General features: G+C 31.1%; 13 protein-coding genes. All 13 read right to left on the bottom strand.

What is annotated here, in order from left to right; translation table 11 throughout:
• Positions 1–11 precede the first annotated feature (11 nt).
• Complete coding sequence (locus tag Q0O83_RS05635) at positions 12–1,703, bottom strand: phospho-sugar mutase (protein WP_294094934.1); 1,692 nt, start codon at positions 1,701–1,703, stop codon at positions 12–14.
• Between the two features lie 16 nt (positions 1,704–1,719).
• Complete coding sequence (gene groL / locus Q0O83_RS05630) at positions 1,720–3,333, bottom strand: chaperonin GroEL (RefSeq protein ID WP_294094931.1); 1,614 nt, start codon at positions 3,331–3,333, stop codon at positions 1,720–1,722.
• Between the two features lie 15 nt (positions 3,334–3,348).
• A complete protein-coding gene (galU, locus tag Q0O83_RS05625) occupies positions 3,349–4,227 on the bottom strand; it encodes a UTP--glucose-1-phosphate uridylyltransferase GalU (RefSeq protein WP_294094928.1) in 879 nt (292 codons plus the stop codon).
• 19 nt (positions 4,228–4,246) lie between these two features.
• Positions 4,247–6,169, bottom strand: a complete 1,923-nt coding sequence (gene metG, locus Q0O83_RS05620) for a methionine--tRNA ligase (RefSeq protein ID WP_294094925.1) — start codon at positions 6,167–6,169, stop codon at positions 4,247–4,249.
• A gap of 32 nt (positions 6,170–6,201) precedes the next feature.
• A complete protein-coding gene (locus Q0O83_RS05615; RefSeq protein ID WP_294094923.1) occupies positions 6,202–6,843 on the bottom strand; it encodes a lysophospholipid acyltransferase family protein in 642 nt (213 codons plus the stop codon).
• Positions 6,844–6,944: 101 nt separating this feature from the next.
• Entirely contained in the window at positions 6,945–7,298 is a 354-nt protein-coding gene (locus Q0O83_RS05610) for a YbaB/EbfC family nucleoid-associated protein (protein ID WP_294094921.1), read from the bottom strand.
• Positions 7,299–7,373: 75 nt separating this feature from the next.
• Positions 7,374–9,092, bottom strand: coding sequence for a signal peptide peptidase SppA (gene sppA / locus Q0O83_RS05605; protein WP_294094919.1), 1,719 nt, complete (start codon positions 9,090–9,092; stop codon positions 7,374–7,376).
• A gap of 1 nt (position 9,093) precedes the next feature.
• The gene (pepF, locus tag Q0O83_RS05600; RefSeq protein WP_294094999.1) at positions 9,094–10,923 is read right to left on the bottom strand and encodes an oligoendopeptidase F; all 1,830 of its coding nucleotides are present in this window, start codon (positions 10,921–10,923) and stop codon (positions 9,094–9,096) included.
• A 239-nt stretch (positions 10,924–11,162) separates the two neighbouring features.
• Entirely contained in the window at positions 11,163–12,395 is a 1,233-nt protein-coding gene (locus Q0O83_RS05595) for a uracil-xanthine permease family protein (RefSeq protein WP_294094918.1), read from the bottom strand.
• A gap of 61 nt (positions 12,396–12,456) precedes the next feature.
• A complete protein-coding gene (locus tag Q0O83_RS05590; RefSeq protein WP_294094916.1) occupies positions 12,457–13,086 on the bottom strand; it encodes a thiamine diphosphokinase in 630 nt (209 codons plus the stop codon).
• Positions 13,079–13,915, bottom strand: coding sequence for an endonuclease/exonuclease/phosphatase family protein (locus Q0O83_RS05585; protein WP_294094914.1), 837 nt, complete (start codon positions 13,913–13,915; stop codon positions 13,079–13,081). Before Q0O83_RS05585 ends, Q0O83_RS05590 begins: the two co-directional genes overlap by 8 nt.
• A 37-nt stretch (positions 13,916–13,952) precedes the next feature.
• Entirely contained in the window at positions 13,953–14,528 is a 576-nt protein-coding gene (gene gmhA, locus Q0O83_RS05580; protein ID WP_294094912.1) for a D-sedoheptulose 7-phosphate isomerase, read from the bottom strand.
• Positions 14,529–14,551: 23 nt separating this feature from the next.
• Positions 14,552–15,418, bottom strand: coding sequence for a LysR family transcriptional regulator (locus tag Q0O83_RS05575; RefSeq protein WP_294094910.1), 867 nt, complete (start codon positions 15,416–15,418; stop codon positions 14,552–14,554).
• Positions 15,419–15,526 lie beyond the last annotated feature (108 nt).

The raw sequence follows: 15,526 nt of genomic DNA, 5'->3' as shown, positions 1-15,526 counted from the left end.
TCCAAGGCTTTTTAATCAACAAAAGCTTCGAAAGATTCCATAGCTTTTGCTAATTTTTCTTCAGCATCTTTCTCTGTTGTACCAACAACACAGAAGTAATATTTAATTTTTGGTTCAGTTCCAGAAGGTCTAGCTGTGATGTATGTATTGTCTTCTAATACAAACTGGATAACATCTGATTTAGGTAATCCATTATATCCAGAGTTGAAATCTCTTTTTGAAATAACACTTTGACCAATTAAAGAATCTGTTACATTTTCTCTTAAACTGCTCATTATTTTAGAGATTGCTTCAACACCATCTTTTCCTTTTTTAGTAACAGCTATAATCCCTTCTCTATAGTAACCAAATTTATCGTATAATTTTTTTAACTCTTTAGGTATTGATGATCCAACACTAGCGTAGTAAGCTGCCATTTCAGCAATTAAAAGAGTTGCTACAACGGCATCTTTATCTCTAGCATGAGTTCCTACAAGATATCCGTATGACTCTTCAAATCCCATAAGGAATGTAGCGTCATATTTCCCCTCTTCAAACTCTCTAATTTTTTCACCAATAAATTTAAATCCTGTTAAAGTTCTGAATATTTCAACACCTTTTTCTTTAGCGACAGCATCAAGCATAGGAGTTGAAACTACAGTAGATATAACAGCACCATTTTTAGGGATATCTTTCTTATTTTCTAAAATATAGTTCATAAGAAGAAGTCCAATTTGGTTTCCATTTGGATATAACCATGTTCCACACTCATCTTTAACAGCAACTCCGATTCTATCTGCATCAGGGTCGTTAGCCATACAAAGGTTAGCTCCAACTTTATCAGCTAGTTCAATACTTAGCTTAAATACTGCTGGGTCCTCTGGATTTGCATATGAACAAGTTGGGAAGTTTCCATCTGGTTGCTCTTGCTCAGCAACTATGTATATAGAGTTAAATCCAGTTTCAGAGAATACTCTTTTAACAGGTCTTCCTCCAGTTCCATGCAATGGAGAGTAAACGATTTTAAAATCATCTTTTCCAGAAATTTCATGATGGATAATTTGTTTTTTAACAGCTTCTATAAAGTTTGTATCCATATCTTCAGAGATATATTCTAAAAGACCAGCTTCAACAGCAGCATCTTTATCGATAAGTTTAATATCCTCAAATGAGTTAATATTGCTAACATTAGTAACAACACCAGTAGCTTGAGGGTCTATAATTTGACATCCATCATTCCAATAAACTTTATATCCATTATACTCTTGAGGATTATGTGACGCTGTTACAACGATACCAGCAATACATTTAAGTTCTCTCACAGCAAAAGAAAGTTCAGGTGTCGATCTTAAAGATTTGAAAAGATAAGCCTTAATACCATTTCCAGCTAAAACAAGAGCAGAGTTTAAAGCATACTCTTCAGACCCAATTCTACAATCATAAGCTATAGCGACTCCCATCTCTTTTCCAGTTTCTCCAGCAGCTTCTAAGATATAGTTAGCAAGACCTTGAGTAGCTTTTCTAATAGTATATTTATTGATTCTATTGATACCTACTCCTCTAACACCTCTCATTCCACCAGTTCCAAAAGAAAGATTTGTGTAGAATCTATCTTCAATCTCTTTTTCATTATCTTTAATATTTTCTAAATCTTTTCTATCCTCTAAATCAATATAATCTGAAGTTAACCAGTTGTTGTAATTTTCAAGTGTAAATTTATCCATTTTTAAAATCCTCCCCTTATATCATATCCCCCATACTAGAGTTTGAGTTTTCACTAATAGGTTCTTTTTTATTTGCAATAATAACTTCTGTAGTTAAGATTAAAGCAGCAATAGATGTTGCATTTTGTAAAGCAGAACGAGTAACTTTTGTAGGGTCAATAATTCCACTTTCAATCATATGAACGTATTCCTCTGTTGCTGCGTTAAGACCAAAACCATCAGCTAAGTTTTTAACTTTTTCTAAAACAACCCCACCATCTAAACCAGCATTAATAGCAATCTGTTTTAATGGAGCAGTTAAAGATCTTTTTAAAATGTTAGCTCCGATTCCCTCTTCACCATCTAAGATAAAGTTTTCCATTTCGTTAGCTATTTCAGCAAGAGCAACCCCACCACCAGGAACAACACCCTCTTCGACAGCAGCTCTAGTTGCATTTAAAGCATCCTCTATTCTAAGTTTTTTCTCTTTCATTTCAACCTCTGTTGCAGCTCCAACTTTAATAATTGCAACTCCACCAGAAAGCTTAGCAAGTCTTTCTTGTAATTTTTCTCTATCATATTCTGAATCAGTTAAAGAAAGTTGATTTTTAATATGTAAAATCCTGCTGTTCAAATCCTCTTCGTTACTGAATCCATCAATAATAACTGTTGAATCTTTAGTAACTTTTATTTTTTTAGCTCTACCAAGTTGAGAGAGATCAGCGTCCTCTATTTTCATTGATTTATCTTCAGAGATAACAGTTCCACCAGTTAAAACAGCGATATCTTCAAGCATAGCTTTTCTTCGATCACCAAAAGCAGGAGCTTTAACTCCAGTAACATTAAGAGTTCCTCTAATCTTATTTAAAACCAAAGTAGCAAGAGCCTCACCATCTAAGTCATCAGCTATAATAAGTAGTGGTTTAGATGTTTGAACTGTTTTTTCTAAAAGAGGTAGTAGCTCTTTCATAGTTGATATTTTTTTATCTGTTATTAAAATAAGTGGATTTTCTAAGATAGCTTCCATTCTTTCAGAGTTAGTAACCATATAAGGTGAAAGATATCCTTTTTCAAATTCCATACCTTCAACAACATCTAAAGATGTTTCTAAAGAACGAGCCTCTTCAACACTGATAACTCCACTTTCTCCAACTTTATCCATAGCTTTAGCAATAAGAGCTCCTATCTCAGAATCACCAGCAGAGATAGATGCAACTTGAGATATCTCACTGTTAGATTGAACTTTTTTAGATTTTTCTAAAAGTAGTTCAATCGCTTTCTTAGTAGCTTTTTCAATTCCTTTTTTTACGAAAATAGGATTAGCTCCAGCAGAAACCATTTTAAGACCCTCTTTTACAATAGCTTGAGCTAAGATAGTTGCTGTAGTAGTTCCATCTCCAGCAACATCATTAGCTTTGGTAGCAACCTCTTTTATAAGTTGAGCACCCATGTTTTCAAAAGGGTCTTCTAACTCAATCTCTTTTGCAATAGAGACACCATCATTTGTAATAAGAGGAGGACCGTATGCTTTTTCTAAAACAACGTTCCTTCCTCTAGGTCCTAAAGTGATTTTAACAGCATCAGCTAAAATATTAACTCCATTTTCTAACTTTTTTCTTGCATCAGCATTAAATTTTAACAATTTAGCCATGATAAAAATCCTCCGTTAAAACTTGATCTCCTCTTTTAAATATTTAATAAGGTCATCTTTAGTTTCTTCATTTCTAAGTCCGAATTCAATATTAGCTTTTAAAAGTCCAATTTTATTTCCAATGTCATATCTTTTTCCTTCGAAGTTGTATGCTACTACTTTTTTCTTGTCATTTAACATTTGTAAAATAGCATCTGTAAGTTGAATCTCTCCACCTTTTCCAGGAGTAGTAGTTTCTAAATATTTGAATATTTCACCGTCTAAAAGGTATCTTCCAAGACAAGCAAGATTAGAAGGAGCTTCTTCTAATGATGGTTTTTCGATAAAGTCAACCATCTCTACAGTATTTTCATCTAAAGTAGCTGAAGGTTTAACAATTCCATATTTAGAAACATCTTTATTTTCAACTTCTTGAACTCCAATAACGCTACTTCCGTATTTTTCATAAACATCAATCAGTTGTTTAGCAACAGGAGCGTTAGGGTTATAAACAATATCATCTCCTAGAGCGATAACGAATGGATCATCTCCGATAAATGATTTAGCTTTTAAAATAGCATGTCCAAGACCTAAAGGATGGTTTTGTCTAACATAGTATATATTTGCCATACTTGAGATATCATCAATCTTTTTTAGAAGTTCAAACTTTCCATCTCTTTCTAAAGTGTTTTCAAGCTCGAAAGAGAAGTCAAAGTGATCTTCAATAGAGTTTTTATTTCTTCCAGTAACAATTACAATGTCGGTAATTCCAGATTCAACAAGTTCCTCGACGATGTATTGAAGAGATGGCTTGTCAACAATAACAAGCATCTCCTTAGGTTGTGCCTTTGTTGCAGGTAAAACTCTAGTCCCTAATCCCGCTGCAGGTATAACAGCTTTTGTAACTTTTTTCATAGAAAAATCCCCCTAAAAATTATTTTATTTTAGCTCCAACTTTAACAGTTGAGTCAACTTCAACAAGTTTTAATCTTTTCTTTTCAGTAGAGCTTAAAAGCATCCCTTGAGAAAGAACCCCTCTTAAATTAACTGGTGGAAGGTTTAAAATAGCTAAAACTTTTTTTCCAATAAGCTCAGCTGGAGTTGGGTAATATTTTGCAATTCCAGAAACAATTTGTCTTACTTCGTTAGCAGTTTTTACTTTGAACTTTAGAAGTTTATCAGCACCTTCAATATTGCTAACTTCTAGTATTTCAACAACTTGGATATCTATTTTATCAAAATCAGCGATTTCGATTGGATTTTCAATTTTTAAATCTTCATTTATAGCAAGAGGGTCTTTTTTAACCTCTTTCTTCTCAACTTCAAGTCTAGGGAATATAGGTTCAGCAGTTCCTAAAACATGTCCTTCAGCGAATAAATCCCATCCGTTTACAGAGTCTAGATTAACCTCTAAAATATTAGTAGTAACTCCTAGTTGATTCCAAATCTTTTGTGATGCAGTTGGCATATATGGAGCAGTTAAAATAGCAACTTTATATAGTGATTGAACTAAGAAGTTCATAACAGTTGCAAGTCTCTCTTTTTTAGCTTCATCTTTTATAAGAAGCCAAGGTGCAGTTTCATCAACATATTTATTCATTCTAGAGATAAACTTCCAGATAGCTTCTAAAGCTCTAGAGAATTCAACTCTATTTATATGATAATCTACAGCTGTAATTGTTTCATCCCAAAGAGTTTTAACACTTTCGTCAAGTTCTTCAAGAGCCTCTCCTTTTGCAATAACTCCATTGAAGTATTTTCCATACATTCCAAGAGTTCTGTTTAAAAGGTTTCCAAGGTCATTTGCAAGATCAGAGTTGATTCTTGTAACGATAGATGGAGTTGAGTAATCTCCGTCATTTCCAAAGTTAACTTCTCTCATTAAGCAATATCTAAAAGCGTCAACACCATATTTTGCAATTTCATCTAGAGGAGCAACAACATTTCCTTTAGATTTTGACATTTTTTCACCTTCAGAAGTCCACCATCCGTGAGCAACAATTTTATCTGGAAGTTTTACTCCAGCAGATAGTAACATACAAGGCCAGATAATAGCATGGAATCTTAGGATATCTTTTCCTAATAGGTGAACTACCTCTCCATTATTCCAGAACTTATCAAATATTTCTGCACTATTTTCATACCCAACAGCAGTTAGGTAGTTTGTAAGAGCATCAAACCAAACATAAGTGATGTGTCCTGGTGCGAACTCGATAGGGATTCCCCATTCAAATGTATTTCTAGAGATAGAAAGATCTTGTAATCCTTGCTTTATGAACGATACAACTTCATTTTTTCTAGAGTGAGGAAGAATAAAATCAGGGTGCTTTTCAATATGATCAAGTAAAGCATCTTGGTATTTAGACATTTTAAAGAAGTATGATTCCTCTTTAACTGTTCTTAACTCTTTTCCACAATCTGGGCAATGGTTTCCATTTACAATTTGGTTTTCAGGAACGAAAGTTTCACAAGAAACACAGTATTTACCTTCGTACTCACCTTTGTAGATATCTCCTTTATCGTGAACTGTTTTTAATATTTTTTTAACAGCATCTTTGTGTCTAGGCTCAGTTGTTCTGATAAAATCAGTATAGTTTATATCTAATGCTTTCCACATATCGATAAATCTAGGAGCCATAGAATCTGTCCAAGCTTGAGGAGTTAACTCTCTCATTTTAGCTGCTTCCTCAACTTTTTGTCCGTGTTCATCAGTTCCTGTAAGGAAGAAAACATCGAATCCTTTAGATTTCTTATATCTAGCTAAAACATCAGCTGCGATAGTTGTATAGGCACTTCCAACATGTGGATCTCCATTAACGTAGTATATAGGTGTAGTTACATAAAAATTTTTACTCATCTATTAATCTCCTTTCAAATCATTATTTTCTTTTAGTTTTGTTTATTTAATTTTTCTTCAGCTAATTTATCCATTTCAAACAGAGTATTTTTAACTAACTCTAGATAATCATCCAAATTAGCATCATTTGGAATAAAAATAGGATCACCTATAATGCAAACCATTTTAGAAAATGGTTTTGGCATTTGGAATTTATCCCAAGCTTTTTCAAAAATCCATTTATTGCTGAAAGCTACTCCAACTGGCACAAGAGCTTTTCCAGATTTTTGAGCAAGATAAAGCATACCAGGTTTAACCTCATAAATGGGACCTTTAGGTCCATCAAGTGGAGTTCCAGCACTATATCCAGCTTTAACAAGTTTAATAAGTTTTAAAACAGATTTTATTGAGTCTTTCCCTGAAGACCCTCTAACCATAGTGAAGCCCATTTTTTCTAGAGGAATAGATATCAGTTCTCCATCTTTTGAGGGACTTGCTAAAACAGCTTTTTTATCTGAGAAGTTTATAAAACCTAAAGAAGCACCAACAAGTTTGTTGTGCCAGAATCCACAAACATACCCTTCTCCATCTATTAGTTTAGGACTTTTAATAACCTCTATTTTCATTGTTTTAGAAATAATTTTTAGTAGGTAGTAAAGCATTAAACCATATTTTTTATATTTGTTATTTTCCATTAAAAAACCACCTATAATCAAAGTATTTTCAAATAATTATAACATAAATTTAGAGTAAAAAAAAGCACCAATACTTATTGTATTGGCGCTTTAAATTGAGATTAGAATAATCCAGGGATGTTGATTCCACCAGTAACAGCAGACATCTCTTTTTCAGCTAACTCATCAGCTTGTCTCATAGCTTCAGTAACAGCAGAAAGAACTAAATCTTCTAACATCTCTTTATCTTCAACAGCATCTTTTATAGTCTCTTCAGATATTTTTATAGAAACGATATCTTTTTGTCCGTTAGCTCTAACTACAACAGCTCCACCACCAACAGAAGCCTCAACTTCCTTTTCTTTTAATGAATCTTGAACAGCAAGCATTTGTTGTTGCATAACTTGAGCTTGTCTTAAAATATCAGATTGAGAGTTTCCTCCAGTAGTTTTTTGTCCTTTTATTTTTCTAACCAATTTAATCCCTCCTAGAACATATTATGTAATTGTTATGATTATATCATAATTTAGAGTAGATTTTCAACCAAAGATTTAAAAGCTTGAATATAAAATAGGTTTGAAAAATATCTCTTCATTTTCTATAAAGCTTTTCATATTTTCTGTGTTAGTAAGTGATTTAAAAGATATAATCTTTTGTAGAGGTAGTAGAGACGATCCGAAGATAGATTTTAAATCCTCTTCGTAAGCGACCTCAGTAACACTATAGTTATCAGCTATTTCTAAATCCATAGCAAGGGACTTTATTGTGGCATTAAGACTACCTAAAGAATCGATAAGTCCATTATTTAAAGCTTCTTCACCTAGCCAAATTTTTCCTTGAGCAATTTTCTCAACATCTTCAACAGCCATATTTCTTCCGTAAGCTACTCTATTTAAAAACTCTTGATAAACTTTAAAGTTTGCTGAATAGATTTTCTCTCTTCTCTCGTCGTTCATAGGAGAAGTTAAAGAGTATAAATCAGAAAACTTTCCTAAGTTAACCTCATTCATATTAACGCCAATTTTATCACTTAAAGTTTTAAAGTTTGGAATTAAGCTAACTACACCGATAGAACCTGTAATACTATTTTTATCAGCAAATATTTTTTTAGCAGCTGTAGATATATAATAACCACCAGATGCAGCAACGCTTCCGATAGATACATAAACAGGTTTTTCAATATTTTTAATAGAGTTATAAATAATATCAGAAGCTAAAGCTGATCCACCAGGAGAGTTAACTCTGATAACAATCCCTTTAATAGAGTCATCTTTTTCAGCTTTTTCTAGAGCAGATATAAAGTTCTCAGGTGTGATAGTACTTTCTGTAGGATTTCTAGATGAAAGATAGTTTATTTCACCATCAGCATATATAACTGCTATTTTATTATTTTTAGAGATACTTTTTAAAGTAGAGTTATAGTTTTCTATTTCTGTCATATTATCGATATTTTTTTCTTTTTTAAAATCTTCCCAGTATTTAAGAGTAGTTATTAAATTATTTTTGTATAAAACTTCAGAAGATTCACCCATAAGTTTTCCTTCTAGGATTAAGCTATCAACATTAGAGTTTTCAAGAGTAAGATTTTTTGAGATATCCTCTACAAAATATGAATACCCTTTATCTAAAACTCTTTTTAAATCAGAACGATTTTCCTCTGACATCTCATTTCGAGTATAGTTTTCACCGTAAGTTTTAAAATCTCCAACATGGATAACATTGACATCAATTCCTAATTTTTCAGTTAAACTTTTAAAATATGGAATATCTTTGTTATATCCACTTACATTAACTGAAGTTGAAGCAGATGGTGGCATTAAAGTTTCAGTAGAATAACTACTTAAAAGTAAAGAGTTATTATCCATTAAAGCACCATATGAGTATATTGGTTTGTCAGAGGTTTTAAAATCATTTAAAACCTCACCTAATTCATTTATTTGACTTTTACTCAAAGTATTATTATCAAAGAAAAATACTAACCCCTCTATATTTGAATCATCTTTTGAAAGAGATATCGTTTTTAAAAGTTGATAAAAGTTAATACTTTTAGAACTAAAACTCAGAGGATTTTGAATAAGAGTTTCTCCATAAGTTTTAGAAAGATCAATCTTTAAGTAAGATTTTTTAGTAACAGGAGTTTTTTTAGTATTTGAAAAATAATTAAAAGTGATAACTCCTAAAAATAAAAGAAAAACAAATTTTATTATCATAGATGAAATCTCTTTAATTACAAATTTAATAAAATTAAGAAGCCATTTAAAAATAAACATATTAGATAGCACCTTTCTCTTTTTCTAATTCAGCTTCTAGTAAATCAAGAAGTCTATCAAACTCTGTAGAAACAGCAGTGAAAGATTCTGTTTTACTTAAATCAACACCTGCTTTTTTCAATTGATTCATCGGATGGTCATTTCCACCTGATTTAAGAAGAGTTAAATACTGCTCTTTGGCAACCTCTCTTTCTTGCTCAGAGTATTTTGAACTCGTTACTCTATCATATAGGTTTGCAGAAGCAGCAAAACTAGTTGCATATTGATAAACGTAGTATGGTGAGTTAAAGAAATGTGGAATTCTCGACCAGATAATCTTTTGTAATTCATCCATAGTCAGTTCAGTTCCAAAATAATCTTTGAAAAGGTTTTCCATAATTTTATTTAAAACTTCAGGAGTGATAGCTCCACCCTTTTCAACAACCTCATGAGCAGCGTATTCATAGTCAGCAAATAAAGTTTGTATATAGTAAGTTCCAACAATTCCACCGATAGCTTGTTCAATAAGAGCTATTCTCTCTTTAGAATCCGTTGTATTTTTTAACATATTATCTAAAAGTAATCTTTCGTTAAAAGTAGATGCAACTTCCGCCACAAAGATAGTGTAACTACTTGTAGGGTAAGGCTGTTTTTCAGTAGATAACATAGAGTGCATAGTGTGTCCAAGTTCGTGTGCTAAAGTAAATACAGCATCCATAGTTCCATTATAATTTAGTAACATATAAGGATGAACATCATAGATATTTAAAGAGTAAGCACCACTTCTTTTATTAGGTGTTTCATAAACATCAAGCCAACCTTCGCTAAGCGCAGTATTTAGTCCTTTATAATAACCTTCTCCTAAAGGTTTAACTGATTCTAAAACAGCAGTTTTAGCTTCTTCATATGAAAACTCTTTATTATAATCCACAATGTTAATTGAGTTATCATAGTAGTAATAATTTTTAAGGTCTAAAGCTTTTTTTCTTAATGCAATATATCTTTTAAGAGGAGCTGTGTTTTCTCTAGTTGATGTAATTAAAGTTTTATATACATCTAAAGGTATATTTTTAGGATTTAAAGCTTTTTCCAAACTAGAGTTATAGTTTCTAGATTGAGCAGCTGCAAAATCTCTTTGAAGGATACTTTTATAAATTGCAGCGTATGTATTTTTATTTACATTAAATGAGTTGTAAAGAGCTTCAAAAGCTTTTCTTCTATCATCTTGATTTCTATTTGTTGAAACTATTTTTGAATAAACACCGTTAGTAACAGTTGTTTTTGTGCCATCTGCAAGTTCAATCTCATTCCACTTGATATCAGAAGTTGAAAGCTCACTATATATATCAGAAGGAACTCCTAAATATTGACCAAAGTATGAAAGTAATTTTTCTTTATCAGCAGATAGAACATGTTCTTGTAATCTGTAAATCTCCATTAACGGGAATCTGTTGTTTTCTAAAATACTATTTCCATCAATCCAAGTTAACATAGTTTCTTCTGGAATAGTTAAAATCTCTGGAGTAATCCAAGATGACGAGATAGAGTAATTAGCGTAGATACTTTCAATCTCTTGTAGTTTCACAGAAGCTTTTTCATTAGTTGAATCTAAATCTCTTTGTAAGTATGGATATAGATAAATTTTATCAAGCAATCTAGATACTTTTTCTTCTAATTCGATAAATTCTACAAAAGTTTCAGAGTTTTGTGAAATTTTACCTTCATATTTAGGAACCTTAGCCATAAGTTCTTTAAGTTTTATTAAATCTTTATCCCATTCAATCCAGTTAGGGTAGATATCATTTAAATTCCATTTGTATTCTTGAGAAATATTATCTCTATTTTTTTCCATAGAAAAATCCTCCTTAGTATTTTTTAGTATAGGTTGTTGCAAAGTTTCTTGAGAGTGTGACGATTTTTTTTCATAAAAATATTTTCCAATAAAAGCTGTATTAGCAATAAGAATAAGAACTATAAATTTTTTCATCAAATCCCCCTATATTCCTTTTGTATATTTTATATATTACAACAAAAAATAAAAAATAGAAAGAAAAGGTTTTACCATTTCTTTCTATTTCTTCAAAATTTTTATTAATTATCTATTTGATCTTTTGGAAGAATTTTATTTAAAGTTACTCCTATAAGAGCGGCAATAGCTAATCCAGAAAGAGAAACAGTTTTCCAGATGATAATATTATCGATAGCAATTCCAAGAACAAATATAAGCGATGCGATTAAAAGATTTCTTGAATGCGAGAAATCTATCTCAGCGTCGATAACCGTTCTAACACCAACAGAAGCTATCATTCCGAAAAGAATAACTGAAACTCCTCCCATAACAGGTGTAGGAATAGTTTGTAAAATAACTCCAAATTTTCCAATGAAACTAAGAGCTATAGCATAACAAGCTGCAATTCTAAGAATTGTAGGGTCGTAAACCTTTGTAACAGCAAGAACTCCAGTATTTTCACCATAAGTAGTATTAGCAGGACCTCCTAAAAGGCCAGCAGCAACAGTAGCAACTCCATCTCCTAAAAGTGTTCTAGATATTCCAGGGTTTTTAAAGAAGTCTTTTCCAACAACAGCACCGTTAGTTGTGATATCACCGATATGTTCAATAAAAACAACAAGAGCAATAGGAGCAATAGCAAGAACTGCAGTTGTTGAAAACTTAGGTAAAGTTAGTAAATCTTTTAAAGCTTCAGGTGAGAACCCAATCCAATTAGCGTTAGCTATAGGAGTGAAATCAACCAATCCTAAGAATACAGAAACAAGATATCCTAAAATAACTGAGATTAAAATTGGAACTAATCTAAAGAAAGATTTTTCTAAAATAGAAATTGTAATCATAGAGATAATAACAATCATAGCTACAGCTAAACTTTTTAAATCAAAGTGTCCGTTTGAATATCCAGCCATTGATAAAGCGACAGGGCTTAGTCTAAGTCCAATAACCATAATAATTGGTCCAACTACAACAGGTGGGAAAAATGATTTTATTTTTTCGACACCAAAAACTTTAATCATCCAAGACATAAAGATATAAACAAAACCAGCAGAGATAACTCCTCCTTTAATGGCTGCAATTCCCTCTTCTTTTAGAACTAGAGCTAAAGCACCGATAAAAGCAAAAGATGATCCTAAGAAAACAGGAACAATTCCTTTAGTACAAAGATGGAAAAGTAAAGTTCCTATCCCTGCAGAAAGTAGTGCAACAGAAGGATTTAATCCAGTTAAAAATGGAACTAAAACTGTGGCTCCAAACATAGCTAATACGTGTTGAATTCCAAGTAATAGTTTACTTTTTGTTGATAAATTAGTCATTGTAAAACGCCTCCCAAAAATTTTTTGCTATTAAATAGCCTACATTATTTTAAAATAAAAGTCAATCTAAAGTTATACTTCCTAAGAGTTTTCCTTCAGAATAAGAGATGAAGGCCTTTTGTTCAGCAATAATGTTACTTAAACATGTGGAATCTCCTCTATTTAATGTATGTTTATCTAGAGGATATCTAAATCCTTTTAAAGTTAAGTTTGTAATATTATCAGAAAAAGGAATAAAAGATATTGTTCTTCCAATTTTATCGTTTATTTCAAAGGTTTGTGGAACAAAGAATAGCTCTTCAATTTCACTAACAAAAGTCAATTTTGGATATTTAAAAATAAGATTTATGTTAGTTAAAGTATGGTCAATTCTTCCACCAAAACCACCAACAACGATGATTTTATCATAATTTAAAGATGAGACATAAGAGATTAAAAGTTCTCCATCTGTAAAATCTTTATCTTTATTGAAAATTTTTAAAGTAACATTTTGAGATTTTAAAGTTTCAAAAGATTTTGAGTCTAAAGAATCAAAATCTCCCCAAACCTCTTTAGGAATATAACCAAGTTCAAGAGCTTTTTTACTACCTCCATCAGCACAGTAGAGATGTTTATTATCAATATTTAAAGATTCATAAAAATCTTTTGAATCAGAAAATTCTCCATTTAAAAAAATAAAAGCTTTAGTCATCGTCAATCTCTGTATCTACTATTATAAAAATAGGTAGATGATCAGAAACCTCCTTTCTAGTTTTAATGTAATCGTCTTTTGTAATATCTAAAGCACCACTTTTTCCTTTGAATTCAGTGGTAAACTTTTTAGAAAGAAAGATATTATCATAAGAGTTTGCAAAACCCTTAGTTCCAATTGTTGTTTTAATAGAAGGATCTAAAGAGTAGATTATATTATCTTTGTGATTTAAAAGATTTTCAAAAGCTGAATCATTAGCAGCTAAATTGAAATCTCCACCGATTAAAATATCATTTTCAGTAGGATCTAAGTTTTGAAAATAGTTATAAATATCTAAAATTTTATTTGCTTCAAATTGTCTTTGTGAGACTTTTTTACCGTAGATTGAATGGATTAAAACGTAGGTAAAGTCAAAATTATTAATTTTAAAAGTTGCACCATATGGTTCACGTATAAAATCATCGTTTACATCAGGATAAAACCCATCACTTTTAATAAATTTAACTTTATCTTTTTTATATAAAAAAGCATAGTACTCTTTATATTCTGCTGTTCCGACTGGATACGGAGAGATTTCATATCCCCATTTTGAAGCACTAATTTTTTCAACTTCAGATAAAAGTTTATAAAGTCCTTTTTTATTCATAACTTCAACTAAGCCTACAATATCGAATGGTTCGATAGATTTAGCAAGATGAGAGTAATCTTTTTCACCTTTCCCTAACCTTAAAGCATTGAAAGAAGCTATATAAGCTTCGTTATTTTTTTCTAAACTGTTTGAAAAAGTTAGAATAGATAAAAATAAAAATAGAAAAATATTTTTTGACATAAAATCACCTCAAAAAAAATACCCTAAAAAGGGTATTTTAATAATTTTCTGGGAACATTATTTTTTCTACACCTTCAATAATAATATGTAATATCATCATGTGAATCTCTTGGATTCTGTCAGAAGTTTCTCCAGGAATAATGAACTCGTAATCACACATTCCTTTAAGTTTTCCACCATCTTTTCCAAGAAGTACAGCAGTTTTTAGTCCCATTTTTTTAGCTGCCTCAACAGCTTTTATAACATTAGCAGAGTTTCCACTTGTAGAGATACCGATAAACATATCTCCCTCTTTACCATAAGCTTCAACACCTCTAGAGAAGATGTAATCAAATCCATAGTCATTTCCAACACAAGTTATATGTGATGAATCTGACAATGAGATTGCAGGTAAAGCTCTTCTATCTTTTCTAAATCTCCCTGTAAACTCCTCTGCAAAGTGTAGAGCGTCACAGTTACTTCCTCCGTTTCCACAGATAAGTACTTTATTTCCATTTTCAAAGATAGATGCAAGGTCTCTTGCAACTTTTTCAGTTTCTTTTTTTTCAGCTTCCTCTTTTATAAATATTTCTAAAAGCTCAGCAGTTATTTTATACGAATCTAATAAGTTCATATTAGCCTCCTAAATTACATTAATTAAAATTTGAAATTTTTGATAAAATTGATAAACTTAATGATGTGTGCTAAATTCTTCTTATCCTTTGTTATAACAATTTGATAGGAATCAGTAACTTCATCAATAGTCCTAATAACTTTAAATTCATCATTTTGTATCTCTTTATAAACTGCATAATAAGGCAGAATAACATTTCCAATTCCCTCTTTTACCATACCTTTGATAACTCCTAAATTTCCAAGTACAGGAATCTTAGTGTTAAAACAAACATGGTTCTTATCCTCTAGATAGCTAATAGCTTTTTCATTGTTATAAATGTTTTTTCTAGAGATTAAAGGCTCTTTAGATATAGCTTCTAATTTTTGAGTATTCTTAGTTCCTACAAGGATATAAGGAACAGACCCAACAGTTAAAACTTCTAGATTAGGATCTGTTATATGTTCTTCATCAATTAAAAGAATATCCAACTCACCCTCTTTTAAAAGCTTTAAAAGCCAAGCTTTAGTCGAAATTGTGATGTCATATTCAATCTCATCATGTAAAGATATAAAATCTTTCATTAAAAGAGGTAGTAGTGGCTCACCGATAACAGATGTAGCTCCGATTGAAATCTTAGCTTTATCTAAATTAATGATTCTCTCCATCTCTTTTTCAGCTCTTTTTACTTTTTCAAAAATCTCTTCAGCCATTTTGAAAAGAGCTTCCCCAGTGTAAGTTAATTTTATTTTCTTTGAACTTCTATCAAAAAGTTTAGAATTTAAAATCTCCTCAAATTTTTTAACTTGAATTGAAACCGCTGATTGATTTATGTATAATTTATTAGCTGCTTTAGTAAAACTTTTTTCTTTCGCTACTTCATAAAATATTCTAAGATAATGTAAATCCAATTGTATCACTCCCAACTATTATTCTTATGTATAGTTACTATTCTATTTTAGCATAATTTTAACACAATGAATACATTTTATTTTAAAAAAGTAGTAGGAAATTATTCC

Source organism: uncultured Cetobacterium sp., assembly GCF_945952365.1.
Lineage (GTDB): Bacteria > Fusobacteriota > Fusobacteriia > Fusobacteriales > Fusobacteriaceae > Cetobacterium_A.
The sequence above is the reverse complement of the archived record's forward strand: the minus strand, read 5'-3'. Positions and strand labels throughout refer to the sequence as shown.

Coding starts and splice junctions, on each gene's coding strand:
- gmhA (WP_294094912.1), bottom strand. CDS start 14,528: ATGAACTTATTAGATTCGTATAAAATAACTGCTGAGCTTTTAGAAATA.
- sppA (WP_294094919.1), bottom strand. CDS start 9,092: ATGTTTATTTTTAAATGGCTTCTTAATTTTATTAAATTTGTAATTAAA.
- galU (WP_294094928.1), bottom strand. CDS start 4,227: ATGAAAAAAGTTACAAAAGCTGTTATACCTGCAGCGGGATTAGGGACT.
- metG (WP_294094925.1), bottom strand. CDS start 6,169: ATGAGTAAAAATTTTTATGTAACTACACCTATATACTACGTTAATGGA.
- Q0O83_RS05590 (WP_294094916.1), bottom strand. CDS start 13,086: ATGACTAAAGCTTTTATTTTTTTAAATGGAGAATTTTCTGATTCAAAA.
- pepF (WP_294094999.1), bottom strand. CDS start 10,923: ATGGAAAAAAATAGAGATAATATTTCTCAAGAATACAAATGGAATTTA.
- groL (WP_294094931.1), bottom strand. CDS start 3,333: ATGGCTAAATTGTTAAAATTTAATGCTGATGCAAGAAAAAAGTTAGAA.
- Q0O83_RS05615 (WP_294094923.1), bottom strand. CDS start 6,843: ATGGAAAATAACAAATATAAAAAATATGGTTTAATGCTTTACTACCTA.
- Q0O83_RS05635 (WP_294094934.1), bottom strand. CDS start 1,703: ATGGATAAATTTACACTTGAAAATTACAACAACTGGTTAACTTCAGAT.
- Q0O83_RS05595 (WP_294094918.1), bottom strand. CDS start 12,395: ATGACTAATTTATCAACAAAAAGTAAACTATTACTTGGAATTCAACAC.
- Q0O83_RS05585 (WP_294094914.1), bottom strand. CDS start 13,915: ATGTCAAAAAATATTTTTCTATTTTTATTTTTATCTATTCTAACTTTT.